Origin of the sequence: Variovorax sp. OK605 (assembly GCF_900115445.1) — a bacterium.
Lineage (GTDB): Bacteria > Pseudomonadota > Gammaproteobacteria > Burkholderiales > Burkholderiaceae_C > Variovorax.
On record NZ_FOWL01000002.1, the window covers coordinates 312,394 to 327,703 of the forward strand.

The 15,310-nt window shown below is 68.0% G+C and carries 14 protein-coding genes; 9 read left to right on the forward strand and 5 right to left on the reverse strand.

The features are described 5' to 3' along the window. Window positions 1–17: 17 nt before the first annotated feature. Window positions 18–1,586, reverse strand: coding sequence for an MFS transporter (locus tag BM013_RS05835; protein WP_093124029.1), 1,569 nt, complete (start codon window positions 1,584–1,586; stop codon window positions 18–20). A gap of 129 nt (window positions 1,587–1,715) precedes the next feature. On the opposite strand from BM013_RS05835, the gene BM013_RS05840 reads away from it, so the two are divergent. Then, complete coding sequence (locus BM013_RS05840) at window positions 1,716–2,588, forward strand: LysR family transcriptional regulator (RefSeq protein ID WP_093124031.1); 873 nt, start codon at window positions 1,716–1,718, stop codon at window positions 2,586–2,588. Window positions 2,589–2,634: 46 nt separating this feature from the next. Here the strand turns inward: BM013_RS05840 and BM013_RS05845 are convergent, their stop codons facing one another. Next, complete coding sequence (locus BM013_RS05845) at window positions 2,635–5,919, reverse strand: Rne/Rng family ribonuclease (protein ID WP_093124034.1); 3,285 nt, start codon at window positions 5,917–5,919, stop codon at window positions 2,635–2,637. 562 nt (window positions 5,920–6,481) lie between these two features. On the opposite strand from BM013_RS05845, the gene BM013_RS05850 reads away from it, so the two are divergent. Genes BM013_RS05850 through BM013_RS05865 form a run of 4 tightly spaced genes read left to right on the forward strand, consistent with a single transcriptional unit; the run spans window position 6,482 to window position 9,651 of the window. Continuing rightward, on the forward strand, window positions 6,482–7,582 hold the full coding sequence (locus tag BM013_RS05850) for an RluA family pseudouridine synthase (RefSeq protein WP_093125168.1): 1,101 nt from the start codon (window positions 6,482–6,484) through the stop codon (window positions 7,580–7,582). Continuing rightward, window positions 7,575–8,246, forward strand: coding sequence for an HAD family hydrolase (locus BM013_RS05855; protein ID WP_093124036.1), 672 nt, complete (start codon window positions 7,575–7,577; stop codon window positions 8,244–8,246). Before BM013_RS05850 ends, BM013_RS05855 begins: the two co-directional genes overlap by 8 nt. Before the next feature lie 18 nt (window positions 8,247–8,264). Continuing rightward, entirely contained in the window at window positions 8,265–8,633 is a 369-nt protein-coding gene (locus BM013_RS05860; protein ID WP_093124040.1) for a Rieske (2Fe-2S) protein, read from the forward strand. A 1-nt stretch (window position 8,634) separates the two neighbouring features. Further along, window positions 8,635–9,651, forward strand: a complete 1,017-nt coding sequence (locus BM013_RS05865; RefSeq protein WP_093124043.1) for a S49 family peptidase — start codon at window positions 8,635–8,637, stop codon at window positions 9,649–9,651. A gap of 4 nt (window positions 9,652–9,655) precedes the next feature. On the opposite strand, the gene BM013_RS05870 is transcribed toward BM013_RS05865, so the two are convergent. From BM013_RS05870 to BM013_RS05880, 3 genes are read right to left on the reverse strand one after another with little or no spacing between them, the layout of a single operon-like run. Then, a complete protein-coding gene (locus BM013_RS05870) occupies window positions 9,656–10,807 on the reverse strand; it encodes an MFS transporter (RefSeq protein ID WP_093124045.1) in 1,152 nt (383 codons plus the stop codon). A gap of 2 nt (window positions 10,808–10,809) precedes the next feature. After that, window positions 10,810–11,577, reverse strand: coding sequence for an SAM-dependent methyltransferase (locus tag BM013_RS05875; RefSeq protein WP_177225426.1), 768 nt, complete (start codon window positions 11,575–11,577; stop codon window positions 10,810–10,812). Beyond that, window positions 11,574–12,155 carry a Maf family nucleotide pyrophosphatase gene (locus tag BM013_RS05880; protein WP_093124050.1) on the reverse strand — a complete coding sequence of 194 codons (582 nt, stop codon included), beginning with the start codon at window positions 12,153–12,155 and terminating at the stop codon, window positions 11,574–11,576. The genes BM013_RS05875 and BM013_RS05880 overlap by 4 nt, the downstream gene beginning before the upstream one ends. A 92-nt stretch (window positions 12,156–12,247) precedes the next feature. On the opposite strand from BM013_RS05880, the gene BM013_RS05885 reads away from it, so the two are divergent. The 4 genes from BM013_RS05885 (at window position 12,248) to BM013_RS05900 (ending at window position 15,282) form a co-directional block, all read left to right on the forward strand. Then, a complete protein-coding gene (locus tag BM013_RS05885; RefSeq protein WP_093124053.1) occupies window positions 12,248–12,817 on the forward strand; it encodes a YceD family protein in 570 nt (189 codons plus the stop codon). Between the two features lie 146 nt (window positions 12,818–12,963). Beyond that, window positions 12,964–13,146 carry a 50S ribosomal protein L32 gene (gene rpmF / locus BM013_RS05890; protein ID WP_007830466.1) on the forward strand — a complete coding sequence of 61 codons (183 nt, stop codon included), beginning with the start codon at window positions 12,964–12,966 and terminating at the stop codon, window positions 13,144–13,146. Between the two features lie 61 nt (window positions 13,147–13,207). Continuing rightward, window positions 13,208–14,305, forward strand: a complete 1,098-nt coding sequence (gene plsX, locus BM013_RS05895) for a phosphate acyltransferase PlsX (protein WP_093124055.1) — start codon at window positions 13,208–13,210, stop codon at window positions 14,303–14,305. After that, a complete protein-coding gene (locus tag BM013_RS05900; protein WP_093124057.1) occupies window positions 14,305–15,282 on the forward strand; it encodes a beta-ketoacyl-ACP synthase III in 978 nt (325 codons plus the stop codon). The genes plsX and BM013_RS05900 overlap by 1 nt, the downstream gene beginning before the upstream one ends. The last annotated feature ends 28 nt before the right edge of the window (window positions 15,283–15,310 follow it).

Genomic DNA, 15,310 nt, shown 5'->3' on the forward strand with positions numbered 1-15,310 from the left:
TGAACGCCTGAGCGTCTTCAAGGGCACGCAGGCCCGCCGGCTTTCAGCGCCGATGCCTGCCGTGCCGACGGCTTGCCGCTGCCGAAGACCAGCCAGCCGAGGCCGGCCAGCACCCAGACGCCGACACCCCCGTAGAGCATCACCAGCCCGAAGCCGTGCACCAGTGCGGCATGCACGGCCGCCCCGGACGGATCGGCCTGTGCGAGCGCCGGAAAAGCGGGCGCGAGCGAGGCGAAGTTGCCGGTCGCGATCTTCTCCGCCAGCGCGCGCAACTGCGCCGCGCCGAGCGAGGCGGAGAGGGCGCCGCGCAGGTGCGCATGAATGCCCTCGAGCAGGATGAAGCCCATCAGCGCGATGTTGACGGCCAGCGTGATCAAGCGCGCGCTCATGTCCATGCCCGAGGCCATGCCCGCGCGCGCACTCGGCACCGCGCCGGTGGTGGTGTTGGTCACGGGCGTGTTGGTCAGGCCCAGGCCGATGCCGGCCAGCAGGCAGCCGGGCAGCATGGTCATCCAGCTGGCGTGGTCCACGGCGCTGCCGACGTACATCGCCATGAAGCCCAGCCCGATGACGGACAGCCCCGCGGGAATGACCGCGCCCGGCCGGTAGCGCAGCGACAGGCGTTCCGCCAGCGGCGGCAGTGCCAGCGTGGGCAGCGTGTAGGCCAGCAGCGCCGAGCCGGCCGTGACCGCGTCGTAACCCAGCGCGCCCTGGAAGTAGATCGGCAGGTAGATCATGAACGGCCAGAAGCTGAAGTTCATGCCGACGGAGCCGATCATCGAGCCCGAGAAGTTGCGGATGCGGAAGACCGAGAAGTCGAACATCGGATGCGGGTGGGTCTTTTCCACCCACAGGAAGAGCGCGAAGCTGGCGAGCGCCGCTGCCGCAAGGCCGATGGCCGGCAGGCTCGCGAAGCCCAGGCCCGGCCCCTGCGTGATGAAGCAGGTCAGGCCCAGCACCGCGAGCGACAGCGTCACGATGCCCGCGAGGTCGAGGCGCCGCGCCTCGGGGTCGCTCGACTCCGCCACGCTGCCGAGCACCAGGGCCACCGCCACCATGGCCAGCGGCGCGTGGACCAGGAACACCCATTGCCAGTTCGACAGCGCGACGATCGCGCCGCCGACGATCGGCCCGAAGCCCAGGCCCATGCCGAAGACCACGCCCCAGACGGCGAAGGCCCGGCTGCGTTCGCGGCCTTGCGGGAACTGGTGGGAGAGCACCGCGAGCTGGCAGATCAGCATCGCGCCGCCGCTCAGGCCCTGGAGGAAGCGGCTGACGATCAGCACCCAGGCGCTTTGCGCGAACCCGCAGGCCAGCGACGTGAGACCGAACAGCACCACGCCGACGACGAGGACGCGCTTGCGGCCATAGCGGTCGGCCAGCGTGCCGGCTGCCATCAGTACCGTGGTGCAGGCGATGGTGTACGCGTTCATGATCCACTGCATGTCGCTGAAGTCGCCGTGCAGCGCATGTTCGAGCGTGGGCAGGATGACCGGCACGCTCGAGATCTCGAGGCCGAACATGAGGGCGATGAGGCAGACCGCGGCCAGCGCGATCCGGTTCTTGCCGGTGGGGGAGAGAGGCATGGGAAGTCTTTCGGAATCTTTTCTGACGGCTTCCGGAGGAAGCGCCGCGCGATTCTGTGGAAAGGCTCTTCATGATGGAAATGATTTAATTTCCTAGAATCCATGACCATTCATCATGAATCGACCCGCATGGATTTCGACCCCGCGCTGCTGCGCGCCTTCGTGGCCGTGAAGGAAACCGGCGGCTTCACGCGCGCCGCCCAGCGGCTGCACCTGACGCAGTCGGCCATCAGCCACCAGATCCGCCGTCTCGAGGAGCAGGTGGGCCGCCCGCTGCTGCACCGCACGACGCGCCGCCTCACCGTGACGGAGGACGGCGAGGACTTTCTTCGCTACGCGCTGCAGATCCTCGAAACGCTCGACGCGATGACGCAGCGCTTCCTGCCTTCGCCGATCACGGGCGTGGTGCGCTTCGGCGTGCCCGACAACTTCATGGGCGACCGGCTGCCGCCCTTGCTCTCGCAGTTCGCGCGCTCGTTCCCCGCCACGCGCATGGAGGTCAGCGTGAGCATGCACCTCGACCTGCGCGCGATGATCCGCGCGGGCGAGCTCGACCTGGCCGTGGTGATGTCGCCGCCCGACTGCGAGGAAGGCACGCGGCTGCGGCGCACGCAACTGGTGTGGGTGGCGGCGGAGACTTTCGACGTGCCGGCCGGCGCCTCGCTGCCGCTGGCGTTCTTTCCCAAGCCCTGTGTCAACCGCCAGGTGGCGGGCGCGGCGCTGGACTCCGTGCCGGTCGACTGGCACGTGGTCTTCACTTCGGCGAGCCCGCACGGGATTCGCGCGGCCGTGCTGGCGGGGTTGGCCGTGTCGGTGCTCACGCGCGAGGACGTGGAGCCGGGCATGAAGATCGTCGACGGCCGCTACGGCCTGCCGGCCCTGCCGAGCGTGGATTTCTCGCTGATCTGGAGCGAGGGCGGCAAGACGGAATGCGCGTGCCGCTTCGGGCAGCTGATTTTGGAGATGCCCGGGCTGCCGGCGGCTCAACTGAACAAGACATAAAAAAACGGCGCCAGTGGCGCCGTTTTTACTTGGGAGCGTGTGTCGCTCAGAGCATGCGTTGCTGCGGCTGTGCGTCAGCGGCGGCCTGCTCGAACGGCAGCGACATCGAACCGAGGTCGCGGCGCGTTTCGACCAGCACCAGCGGGCCTTCGTCGAGCACGACCACCGGGGGGCGTTCGCGCGGCACGTGCACCGGCTTCGGCTCGGCGGCGATCGCGGCGCGGGCTTGCGCGATGCGTTCGGCGTCGGAGTTGACCCACTGCAGGCCCGAGCCTTCGGCGATCTGCGCGAGGTCGGCCAGCGGCAGTTCGAAGGGCTGGACCTTGGGCAGTGCGCGGCCATTGGCGGCGGTGGCTGCGGGCGCGGCGGCAGGTGCCTTGGCGCTTTCGGCCACGATCGGCGCTGCCGGCGCGGCAACCGCGACAGGGGCAACCGCCACAGGGGCGACCGGCGCGGGGCGCTCGGCGCGCGGCTGCTGGGGAGCGGCCTCGCGCACTTCCGGTGCGGCGACCGCTGCAACAGCGACGGCCTCTTCGGCGCGTTCCGAGACCATCGGCTGGGGCTGGCGCGACACAGGGGCTTCCTGGGCTTCGCCGGCTTCCGCCGCGACCGGTGCATCGGCCGTGTTGGCTTCGTTCTCGTCGCGCGGGCCGCGTTCGCGGCGGTCACGGCCGTAACGGTCACGCGAACGACCGCGGCGCTCGTCGCCTTCGCGGCGCGGTGCCTGCTCGTTGTTGCCGTTGGCTTCGCCGTCTTGCGTGGCTTCGGTGGCGGCTGCCACTTCGGCTTCGCCGTTCAGCTGCTCGGGGGCATCGTTGCGGCGTTCGCGGCGGCCGTCGTTGCGGTCGCCACGCGGTGCGCGCTGCTCATCGCTGCGACCTTCACGGTTTTCACGGCCGCTGCGGGGCTGGCGTTCGCCTGGGGCTGCTGCTTCGCCGGCTTCGGGGCTGCGTTCGCCGCCACGGTCGCTGCGCTCACCGCGTTCGGTGCGCTCGCCGCGTTCCGCACGGTCGCCGCGCTCGCCACGTTCACGGCGGGCGCGCGGTGCGCGTTCTGCCGTGTTGCCTTCTTCGCCTGCGACGGCGCCGGGCGCCAGTTGCTGGGCTTCGAGGTTGGCGTTGCCGTCGAGTGCTTCCGCCGGCAGGTTGCGGCCTTCACCTTCGCGGCGTTCGCCACGACCGTTGCGGCGTTGTTCGCCGTCACGCGGTGCGCGCGCTTCACGGGGCTCGCGCGGCTCGCGTTGTTCGCGGGGTTCACGCTGTTCGCGCGGCTGGTTGGGCGTGCCGTCGGCGCGCATTTCGCTGTTGCGGCCTTCACGGCCCTCGCGACCTTCGCGTCCTTCACGGCGTTCGCCGCCACGGCCGCCGCGGCGTTGCTCGCCGTCGCGGCCGCCAGAGCGTCCGCCGTTCTCGCCACGGCCTTCGCCGCGGCCGTCACGACCTTCACCGCCGCGGCCACCACGGCGCTGTTCGCCGTCGCGTCCGCCGCGCGCTTCACCGTCGCGGCCAGGACGGCCGTCGCGGCGGGGCTTCGGTGCCTCGACCGGGATCGCGGACGGCGCGGGCGCCGCCTCGGCTTCCGGCGTGGCGCCGAACAGGTTCTTGATCCAGCCGAAGAAACCCTTCTGGGCCGGAACCGGGGCGCTCACCACGGGCGGCGCGACCGGCGCGGGTGCTGCGGCGACAGGCGCGCGCACCGCTTCGGGCTTGGGCGGCACCACCGGCGCAGGTGCGTCGGGCAGCACGCCCTTGATGACCGGCGTCTGCTTGTTGGTGGGCTCCTGCGAACGGCGCGTGACCGAGGTCGGGTCTTCGATCTCGTCGGCCATCTTGTAGCTGGCTTCGATGTGGTCCAGGCGCGGGTCGTCGTGCTTCAGGCGCTCGAGCTTGTAGTTCGGCGTTTCGAGCGTCTTGTTGGGCACCATCAGCACGGTGACGCGCTGCTTGAGCTCGATCTTGGCGATTTCGGGGCGCTTTTCGTTCAGCAGGAACGAAGCGACTTCCACGGGCACCTGCACATGCACGGCGGCCGTGTTGTCCTTCATGGACTCTTCCTGAATGATGCGCAGGATCTGCAGCGCGCTCGATTCGGTGTCGCGGATGTGGCCCGAGCCGCCGCAACGGGGGCAGGGGATCGACGAACCTTCGGAGAGCGCCGGCTTCAGGCGCTGGCGGCTCATTTCCATCAGGCCGAACTTGCTGATCGAGCCGAACTGCACGCGGGCGCGGTCCTGGCGCAGCGCGTCGCGCAGGCGGCTTTCGACTTCGCGGCGGTTCTTCGACTCGTCCATGTCGATGAAGTCGATGACGATCAGGCCGCCCAGGTCGCGCAGGCGCATCTGGCGGGCCACTTCGTCGGCGGCTTCGAGGTTGGTGCGGGTGGCGGTCTCTTCGATGTCGCCGCCCTTGATGGCGCGGGCCGAGTTCACGTCGACCGAGACCAGAGCTTCGGTATGGTCGATCACGATGGCGCCGCCCGAGGGCAGTTGCACGGTGCGCGCGTAGGCCGACTCGATCTGGTGCTCGATCTGGAAGCGGCTGAACAGCGCCGCGTCGTCGCGGTAGCGCTTCACGCGGGCGGCATGCTCGGGCATGACGTGCGCCATGAACTGCTGCGCCTGGTCGTAGATGTCGTCGGTGTCGATCAGGATGTCGCCGATGTCGTGATTGAAGTAATCACGAATGGCGCGGATCACGAGCGACGATTCCTGGTAGATCAGGAAGGCGCCCTTGCCGCCCTTGGCCGCGCCGTCGATGGCGCTCCAGAGCTTGAGCAGGTAGTTCAGGTCCCACTGGAGTTCTGGCGCGGTGCGGCCGATGCCGGCGGTGCGCGCGATGATGCTCATGCCCTTCGGGTACTCGAGCTGGTCCATCGCCTCCTTGAGTTCGGCGCGGTCGTCACCCTCGATGCGGCGCGAAACGCCACCGCCGCGGGGGTTGTTCGGCATCAGCACGACATAGCGGCCGGCCAGCGAGATGAAGGTGGTGAGGGCGGCGCCCTTGTTGCCGCGTTCTTCCTTTTCGACCTGGACGGTGAGTTCCTGGCCCTCGCGGATCGCGTCCTGGATGCGGGCCTGGCTGGCCGACACGCCTTCTGCGAAGTACTGCTTGGAGATTTCCTTGAACGGCAGGAAGCCGTGGCGGTCTTCGCCGTAGTCGACGAAACAGGCTTCGAGCGAAGGCTCGACGCGCGTCACGACCGCTTTGTAGATGTTGCCCTTGCGCTGTTCGCGCCCTTCGATTTCGATTTCGTAGTCGAGCAGTTTCTGCCCGTCGACGATGGCCAGGCGGCGTTCTTCGGCCTGCGTGGCATTGATCAGCATCCGCTTCATGATGCGTTGTCCTTATATGTATCGTTCTACCGGCCCTTGATGGGCCAACGATGCACGGACGACGCCCGCGAAACCAGGGAATTGCCGCTTGGGCCCCGGATGCTGTCACTGCCGCGCCAGGCGCGAGCAGGCCTCTCGAACGTTAGCTCAAGAAGACAGCCGGGGTGGGGGCGCGTGGATGGGCGCGAGCCAGATTCGGTGTTGGGTAGCTATCTTTTTGATAGCTGGTTGCGCAAGGGTGGCGCGCGCTACCGATAGTTCAATGCCTGAGGCCGCTGGTCGAAACCAGGTGGGCCAGCGCAGGCAAATTTGAATCAGCAGCATCAACACAACAAGGGACTCGCTTCGATCCGCCTGCAGCTTGGTCAGCTGCAGGCTGGGTATTCCGTATCGGTGTTTCGTGGGTGTCGGCTTGACTTGGGCACCTGCTCTGCCACTTTGCGCAATTGCGCGGGGTTTGCAGCTGGGTGCCAAAGCGGCATCGACCTCACAGCGCCGCCCTGGGTATTTGATGGCAGTGGACTAAACTTCTGTCTAATCAAGCACTTACATGACCGCGCTGGTGAAAAACATTATAGGTGCGAAGCAAGGCCCCGCGGCTGCTCCAAATCCCGCAGACCAAAAAGCCTCGGGCGATGCCGGGGCGCCGCCTTCGGCCATCAAATTCCTCACGGTCGACGCCGAATCCGCCGGGCAGCGGCTCGACAACTTCCTGTTCCGCCATCTGAAAGGCGTGCCGAAGACGCACGTCTACCGGATCATCCGATCGGGTGAGGTGCGCATCAACAAGGGCCGCGCGCAGGCCGAGACCCGCATCGAGGTCGGCGACGTGCTGCGGCTGCCGCCCATTCGCCTGTCGCCGCGCGCGGAAGAGGGCGCCACGCCGCCCGCCCCGGCGCGCGAATTTCCGGTGCTCCTGGAAGACGACGCCGTGCTGGCCATCGACAAGCCCGCCGGCGTGGCCGTCCATGGCGGCAGCGGCGTGAGCTTTGGCGTGATCGAGCAACTGCGCACCGCGCGGCCGGCCGCCAAGTTCCTGGAGCTGGTGCACCGGCTCGACCGCGAAACCTCCGGCATCCTGCTGGTGGCCAAGAAGCGCAGCGCGCTGTTGGCGTTGCAGGACCAGTTCCGCGAGCGCGAGACCGGCAAGACCTACCTGGCGCTGGTCGAAGGCGCCTGGCCCGCCAACAAGAAGGTGCTCGACGCGCCGCTGGCCAAGTACCTGTTGCCCGACGGTTCCGGCGCGGGGGCCGGCGAGCGCCGTGTGCGCGTGGTCGCCAAGGACCACCCGGACGCCATGCGCGCCATCACGCTGGTGCGGGTGCTGGCGCGGCTCGCGCTGCCGGGCGACGCCGCGCCGCTGTCGTTGCTGGCCGTGACCATCAAGACCGGCCGCACGCACCAGATCCGCGTGCATCTGGCTTCGGCCGGCCATCCGATCGCCGGCGACGACAAGTACGGCGAGTCCGATCGCCAGCGCGCCCTGCAGAAGCTCGGCCTCAAGCGCATGTTTCTGCACGCCTGGCGGCTGCAGTTCAATCACCCGGCCAGCGGCGACCGCGTGGCGCTGCAGGCCGACCTGCCGCCCGAGCTGCATGCGCTGATGTCGCCCGCCGCCCTCGAGGCGATGGCCCAACACCCCACACCCACGTCCCATGACTGATACCTCCAGACCCCTTCGCTTCGACCTGATCGCCTTCGACTGGGACGGCACGCTCTACGACTCCACGCGCCTGATCGTGCGCTGCATCCAGGCCGCCGTGGTCGACGTCGGCGGCGCCAAGCCGAGCGAGAACGACGCCGCCTGGGTCATCGGCCTGGGCCTGGCCGAGGCGCTCGCGCGTGCGGCGCCCGACGTTCCCAAGGAGAAATACCCCGAACTCGGCGCGCGCTACCGCTACCACTACCTGCAGCACCAGGACGACCTCGTGCTGTTCGACGGCGTGCTGCAGATGCTCGACGCCCTGCGTGCGCGCGGCCACAAGCTGGCGGTGGCCACGGGCAAGTCGCGCCGCGGGCTGAACGAGGCGCTCAAGTCGGTGGCGCTGCGCGACCGCTTCGACGGCTCGCGCACGGCCGACGAAACCTTCGGCAAGCCGCATCCGCGCATGCTGCTGGAGCTGATGGAAGAGCTCGACGTGACGGCGGAACGCACGCTGATGATCGGCGACACCACGCACGACCTGCAGCTTGCGCAGAACGCCGGCGCCGCCAGCGTGGGCGTGAGCTACGGCGCGCACGAGCCCGCCAGCTTCGATGAATTCAAGCCGCTGCACGTCGCGCACTCGGTGGCCGACCTGCAAGCGTGGCTCCTCGACAACGCCTGAACCGGGACTTGTGTTGCCATGAGTGAAGAACGCATCCCGCTGTGCAACGCCGGCGACCTGGTCGAAGGCGGCCTGGCCGTGCCTTTCGACGTGATCCATGGCGGCGAGACCTGCCGCGCCTTCGCGGTGCGTTTCGAAGGCCTGCCGCATGCGTTTCTCAACCGCTGCAGCCACGTCGCGATGGAAATGGACTTCCAGCCCGACCGCTTCTTCGACGACACCGGCCAGTGGCTGCTGTGCGCCACGCACGGCGCGGTCTACAAGCCCGACACCGGCGAATGCGCCGGCGGCCCTTGCCGCGGCGGCCTCGTGAAGATCGCCTTGAGCGAGCATGACGGCGTGGTGCACTGGCATACTGACTGGAACCTTCACCCCCTGACCTTCTGACATGACCGACCCAACCAGAACCGAGCCCGCGGGGTTCGAGCCATTTGAGCCGGCCCCCTCCAAGAACATGGCCAAAGACCCCACGCAGCGTCCCGGTTGGGAGCGCGCCACCCTCGAAAAGCTCGCCTTCGCTTCACTGAACGAACAGAAAGCCACGCGCCGCTGGAAGACCTTCGTGCGCCTGTCGTGGCTGGCCTTCTTCATCTTCCTGGCGTGGCTCGCGCTCTCGCGCAGCGCGCCGAGCACGGCCAAGACCACGGCGCACACGGCCGTCGTCGAGATCAAGGGCGAGATCGCCAACGGCGGTGACGCGAGCGCCGAATTCGTGGTCGCCGCAATGAAGACGGCCTTCGAGGACGAAGGCGCCAAGGGCGTGGTGTTGCTGATCAACTCGCCCGGCGGCAGCCCGGTGCAGGCCGGCATCATCAACGACGAGATCAAGCGCCTGAAGGCCAAGTACAAGAAACCGGTCTACGCGGTGGTCGAGGAGACCTGCGCGTCGGCGGCCTATTACATTGCCGCCGCCACCGACAAGATCTATGTCGACAAGGCCAGCATCGTCGGCAGCATCGGCGTGCTGATGGACGGCTTCGGTTTCACCGGCGTGATGGAAAAGGTCGGCGTCGAGCGCCGCCTGCTCACCGCCGGCGAGAACAAGGGCTTCCTCGATCCGTTCAGCCCGATGAGCGACGCGCAGCGCGCCCATGCGCAGACCATGCTGAACCAGATCCACACGCAGTTCATCAACGTGGTGAAGACCGGCCGCGGCGACCGCCTCAAGCTCGACACGCCCGGCCTGTTCAGCGGCCTGTTCTGGAGCGGTGAGCAAGCCGTCGAGTACGGCCTGGCCGACCAGCTGGGCAACGTCGACTACGTGGCCCGCGAGGTCATCAAGGCCGAAGAGGTGATCGACTACACGCGGCGCGACAACGTGGCCGAGAAGCTGGCCAAGAAGTTCGGCGCGGCGATGGCCGAAACCACCGTGCGCCTGATGCACACCGCGCCGGCCCTGCGCTGATCGCTTATCTGGTTTCGCCGCTGGCGGTGTAGCGCGCAGACGCTGCCAGCGCCGCGGCGAACACCACGACCACATAGAGCGCGGCGGTCAGCGAGGTCGCCCGCGCCAGCAGCCCGATCACTGCCGGGCCTGCCATGAACCCCAGATAGGCCAAGGCCGACACCGACGCAATGCCGCGCGCCGGCTCGACACCCGGCACCTTCGCCGAGGCCGAGAACAGGATCGGCACCACGTTCGCGAACCCCACGCCCACGCCCGCAAAGCCGACCAGCGCCAGCCAGGGCAGGTCGGTGATCAGCACCAGCGTCATGGCGGCCGCAGCCAGCAGGCCGCTGCCGAGCAGCAGCGTGGCCGGCGCGAAGCGCGCGCGCATCGCGTCGCCGCCGAAACGCGCCGCGGCCATGGCGGCGGAGAAGCTCGCGTAGGCCAGTGCGGCCTGCTGCTGCGGGCTGCCGATTTCCTGCTGCATATAGAGCACGCTCCAGTCGTAGATCGCGCCTTCGGCGATCAAGCCCAGTGCCGCGAGCGCGCCCAGCACGGCGAGGGTGCCGCGCGGCAGCAGGAAACCGTGGTCGGCCTCGGTGGCGCTGCTGGTGGCGGGCCGGGGCAGCATGCGCGTCGAGGCAAACGCCACCACCAGCACCATGGCCGCGGCGACGATCAACAGGTGCGCCTGCGCGCCGAGGCCGGCCGCCAGTGCGGCGCTGCCGCTGGCCGCTCCCGCCATGCCGCCCAGGCTGAACATGCCGTGCATGCCGCTCATGAGCGGCGTGTCGCCATGCAGTTCGAGCTGGGCCGCTTCCGTGTTGATGGACACGTCGAACACGCTCGTCACGAGGCCGAAGGCCGCCAGCAGGGCCAGCAGCGCGGCGTAGCCGGGCATTGCGATCAGCCCGGCCAGCAGCAGCGCATAGATGCAGCCGCAGATGCCGGCCACGCGGCGCGAGCCGTGGCGGCCGATCCAGCGGCCCGCGCTGGTCAGCCCGAACATCGCGCCCGCGCCGGCCGCGAGCATGGCCAGCCCGAGTTGCGCCTCGTCGATGCCGTAGTGCGCCTTGACGGTGGGCACATGCACGCCCCAGGTCGCGAAGATGAAGCCGGCGGAAAAGAACTGCGCACGCGACGCCCAGCGCGTGCCCGAGGTGACGGCCACCATCGTCAACGGCCGATCGCGAACACGGCGGGCAGGCGTTCGTCGGTGGTGGCTTGCGGCTTGGCGGCGCGCCAGGACTTGACCGTCTCGCTGCGCACCTGGGCCGTGGCCAGCGTCAGGCCGCGCGCCACGGCGAGGCGGGTGTTGTGCTGCAAGGTCTGCACGAGCGCCTGCAGCAACGCGGCGTTGCGGTAGGGCGTTTCGATGAAGAGCTGTGTCTGGCCCGTCTTGAGCGCCAGTGCCTCGAGTTCGCGGATGCGCGTCTGGCGCTCGACGGCGTCCTGCGGCAGGTAGCCGACGAAGGCGAAGTTCTGGCCGTTGAGGCCGCTCGCGGCCAGCGCCAGCAGCAGCGAGACCGGGCCGGTCAACGGCACCACGGTCAGGCCCAGGTCGTGCGCGGCGCGTGCCACCGACGAGCCCGGATCGGCCACCGCCGGCATGCCGGCTTCGCTCAGCAGGCCGATGTCGTGGCCCTCGAGCGCGGCGGCCAGCAGGGGGCGAGCGTCGAACTGGCCGGCATGGTCGCCTTTCTTGTGCACTTCGCGCGGCAGTTCCTGGATGTTCTGCGCCTGCAGCGGCGCCGCCAGCGGAGCGACGGCGTCGATGCGTTTCAGGTAGGCGCGAGCGGATTTCGCGTTTTCGCAAATCCAGTGGGTGATGCCCGCGGCGGTCTGCAGCGTGCCCAGGGGCAGGGCGTCCTGCAGCGGGGCCTGGACGTCGCAGCCGAAGTCGAGCGGCGCCGGAACGAGGTAGAGCTTGCCTTTTTGCGTCACAGCAGATCCACCCCCGCGGCGCGCAGCATCCGGCAGGTGCGGATCAGCGGCAGGCCGACCAGCGCGGTCGGGTCGTCGCTGTCGATGGCTTCCAGCAGCGCGATGCCGAGGCCCTCGCTCTTGGCGCTGCCGGCGCAGTCGTAGGGCTGCTCGGCCTGCAGGTACTGCTCGATGGCGGCGTCGCTGAGATCGCGGAACACCACGCGCACCGGGGCGATGTCGCGCTGGACGAAGCCCGAAGCACGGCAGACCACGGCCACGGCCGTCTGGAAGATCAGCGTCTGGCCGCGCATGCGGCGCAGTTGGGTGGTGGCGCGCTCATGGTCGCCGGGCTTGCCGAGCGCTTCACCGGCCAGGTCGGCCACCTGGTCGGAGCCGATGACCACGGCTTCGGGGAAGCGGGCGGCCACGGCGTTGGCTTTTTCGAGGGCCAGGCGAACGGCCAGGTCGCGCGGCGTTTCGCCGGGCAGCGGTGTTTCGTCCACCTCGGGCGAGTGCACGTCGAAGGGCAGTCTCAGGCGGGTAAGCAGTTCGCGGCGGTAGCGCGAGGTCGAGGCGAGGATCACGGTGCGTTGCATGGGACGATTGTGCGTGAGCCGCCTGAATCCCTCGGCTTTCCCTCAGGCTTGTCCCGAGCCGGTGAAGCGCGAGGCGCGCTAGACTGGCGCGGATGAAGAGAGAATTTGCCCCCGAACGGCTCAATGTGCCTGCCTTTACGGCCGCGGCCGCCACCCTGGATGCCGCCGATCCGGTGCCTGACTATGTACGCCTGACCGCCGAACTGGCCGCCCCGGCGCCCGACGCGGTCGTGCGTTGGGAAGCCACCGGGGAAGAGCGCCCCGGCGCCGACGGCAAGCCCGTGTCCTGGATGCACCTGGAAGCCGAAGCCGTCGTGCCGCTGGTCTGCCAGCGTTGCCTGTCGCCGGTCGATGCCGAGCTTTTCGTGGACCGCTGGTTCCGTTTCGTGGCCGACGAAGCCACGGCGGAGACCGAAGACGAGGAATCCGACGAAGACCTGCTCGTCGTGAGCCGGGATTTCGACCTCCACGCCCTGATCGAGGACGAGCTGCTGATGGAAATTCCCGTCATGCCCGTTCACGACGTGTGCCCCACGCCGGTCAAGCTTTCGTCCAGCGACGAGGACTTCAAGGCGGCCGAAGAAGCCAAGCCGAACCCCTTTGCCGCCCTCGAAGCGTTGCGTTCGCGCACGCCGAAAAAAGGCTCGGAAGAGGGCAAGTAGCTCTTTTCCTCAGGCTGGGCTATAATCATGGGCTTCGCGCGCGCCGCCGTGAGCAGCAATGCAGATCAGAACATGCCAGCCATGTCACAGCATTGCCACCGCTTGAGCCCGCACCCTTTCACTCACCTCACAGTCCAGGAGCCACCATGGCCGTCCAGCAAAACAAGAAGTCGCCTTCCAAGCGCGGCATGCACCGTTCACACAATGCGCTGGTCGTGCCCGGCATCGCTGTCGAGCCGACCACCGGCGAAACGCATCTGCGTCACCACATCAGCCCCAACGGTTTCTACCGTGGCCGCCAGGTGCTCAAGAACAAGTCCGAAGCCTGATCTCGCATCCCAAGGCCAAGGCCCGAAGCTACTTTTGCCGTAGCGTCGGGCCTTTGTTTTGATGGCTACGCCTTCTTCCCCCGAAATCACTGCTGCGCCTTCCGCAATCACGCTTGCCGTCGATTGCATGGGGGGTGACCATGGGCCGCGAGTCACGCTCGCGGCCTGCCGCGCGTTTCTCGAGCGGCACAGCGAAGCCTCGTTGTTGTTGGTCGGTGCGCCGGCCGCACTGGCGGGGTTCGCCGCGCATCCACGTGCCCGCATCGTCGCCGCGAGCGAAGTGGTGGGCATGGACGACCCGATCGAGATCGCCTTGCGAAAGAAGAAAGACTCTTCGATGCGCGTGGCGATCCAGCAGGTCAAGGACGGCGTCGCCCAGGCCGCGATCTCCGCCGGCAATACCGGCGCGCTGATGGCCATTGCGCGCTACCTGCTCAAGACGCTCGACGGCATCGACCGCCCGGCCATCGCGCCGCAGTTACCAAATGCAAAAGGTGGAGCGACGACCGTGCTCGACCTGGGTGCGAACGTCGACTGCGACGCCGAAGACCTGCTTCAGTTCGCCGTGCTCGGCTCGGCTCTGGTGTCGGCGCTGACCGGCAACGAGGCGCCGTCGGTCGGCCTGCTCAATATTGGCGAGGAAGCCATCAAGGGCAGCGAAACCATCAAGAAAGCCAGTCAACTGCTGCGTACGGCTGCCAACTCGAAAGATCTGAACTTCTACGGCAACGTCGAAGGCAACGATATTTTCAAGGGCACGACCGACATCGTGGTGTGTGACGGTTTCGTTGGAAACGTTGCGCTGAAGGCCAGCGAAGGCGTGGCGTCGATGATCGGCGAGTTCATTCGTGTCGAATTCTCGCGAAGCGTGTTCACGAAACTTGCGGCCATCGTTGCTTATCCGGTTCTAAAAGCGTTCAAAAGTCGCCTGGATCACCGCCGTTACAACGGTGCGGCACTTTTGGGTCTGCGTGGGCTGGTTTTCAAGAGCCATGGCTCGGCTGACGAAGTGGCTTTCGGGCACGCCCTGGATCGCGCTTATGATGCCGCTCGCAACAACCTGCTCGATCGCGTGCGGGCCCGCATCGCCCACGCCGCGCCATTGCTCGCGCGGCAGGAACCGGCGGCGCCGGTCGACGCGACGGCCCTTCACGTTTGATGACCCCTTATTCACGCATTACCGGCACCGGCAGCTATCTGCCCCCACGCCGCGTGACCAATGACGATCTCGCCAAGGACTTGGCGACACGCGGCATCGAAACCTCCGACCAGTGGATCGTCGAGCGCACCGGCATCCACGCGCGGCACTTTGCCGCGCCGGACGTCACCAGCAGCGATCTCGGTCTCGAAGCCGCCCGCCACGCCCTCGAATCCGCCGGCCGCAAGGCCAGCGACGTCGACCTGATCATCGTCGCGACCTCGACGCCGGACATGGTGTTTCCGTCGTCGGCCGCCATCCTCCAGCACAAGCTCGGCATTGCCGGCTGCCCGGCGTTCGACGTCCAGGCGGTCTGCAGCGGCTTCGTCTATGCGCTGACCGTGGCCGACGCCATGATCCGCACGGGCACCGCGCGCTGCGCGCTGGTGGTGGGCGCCGAAGTGTTCTCGCGCATCCTCGACTTCAGCGACCGCACCACCTGCGTGCTGTTCGGCGACGGCGCGGGTGCGGTGGTGCTCGAAGCGAGCGAACAGCCCGGCATCCTGGCCAGCGACCTGCATGCGGACGGCAAGCACGTCGGCATTCTTTGCGTGCCGGGCCATGTGTCCGGCGGCAATGTGCTGGGCACGCCGCTGCTGCACATGGACGGCCAGGCCGTCTTCAAGCTCGCGGTTCGCGTGCTCGAAGAAGCGGCGCGCGCCACGCTTGCCAAGGCGGGCAAGACCGAAGCGGACATCGACTGGCTCATTCCCCATCAGGCCAACATCCGCATCATGGAAGGCACGGCGAAGAAGCTGAAGCTTCCACGCGAGAAGCTGATCGTCACGGTGAACGAGCACGGCAACACGTCGGCCGCCTCGATCCCGCTGGCGCTCGACGAGGCCGTGCGCTCCGGCAAGGTGAAGAAAGGCGAAACGCTCATGCTCGAAGGCGTGGGCGGCGGCTTCACCTGGGGCGCGGTGCTATTGAATCTGTAGTGTGTTGCGGCGCCCGGAAGAGGGCGCC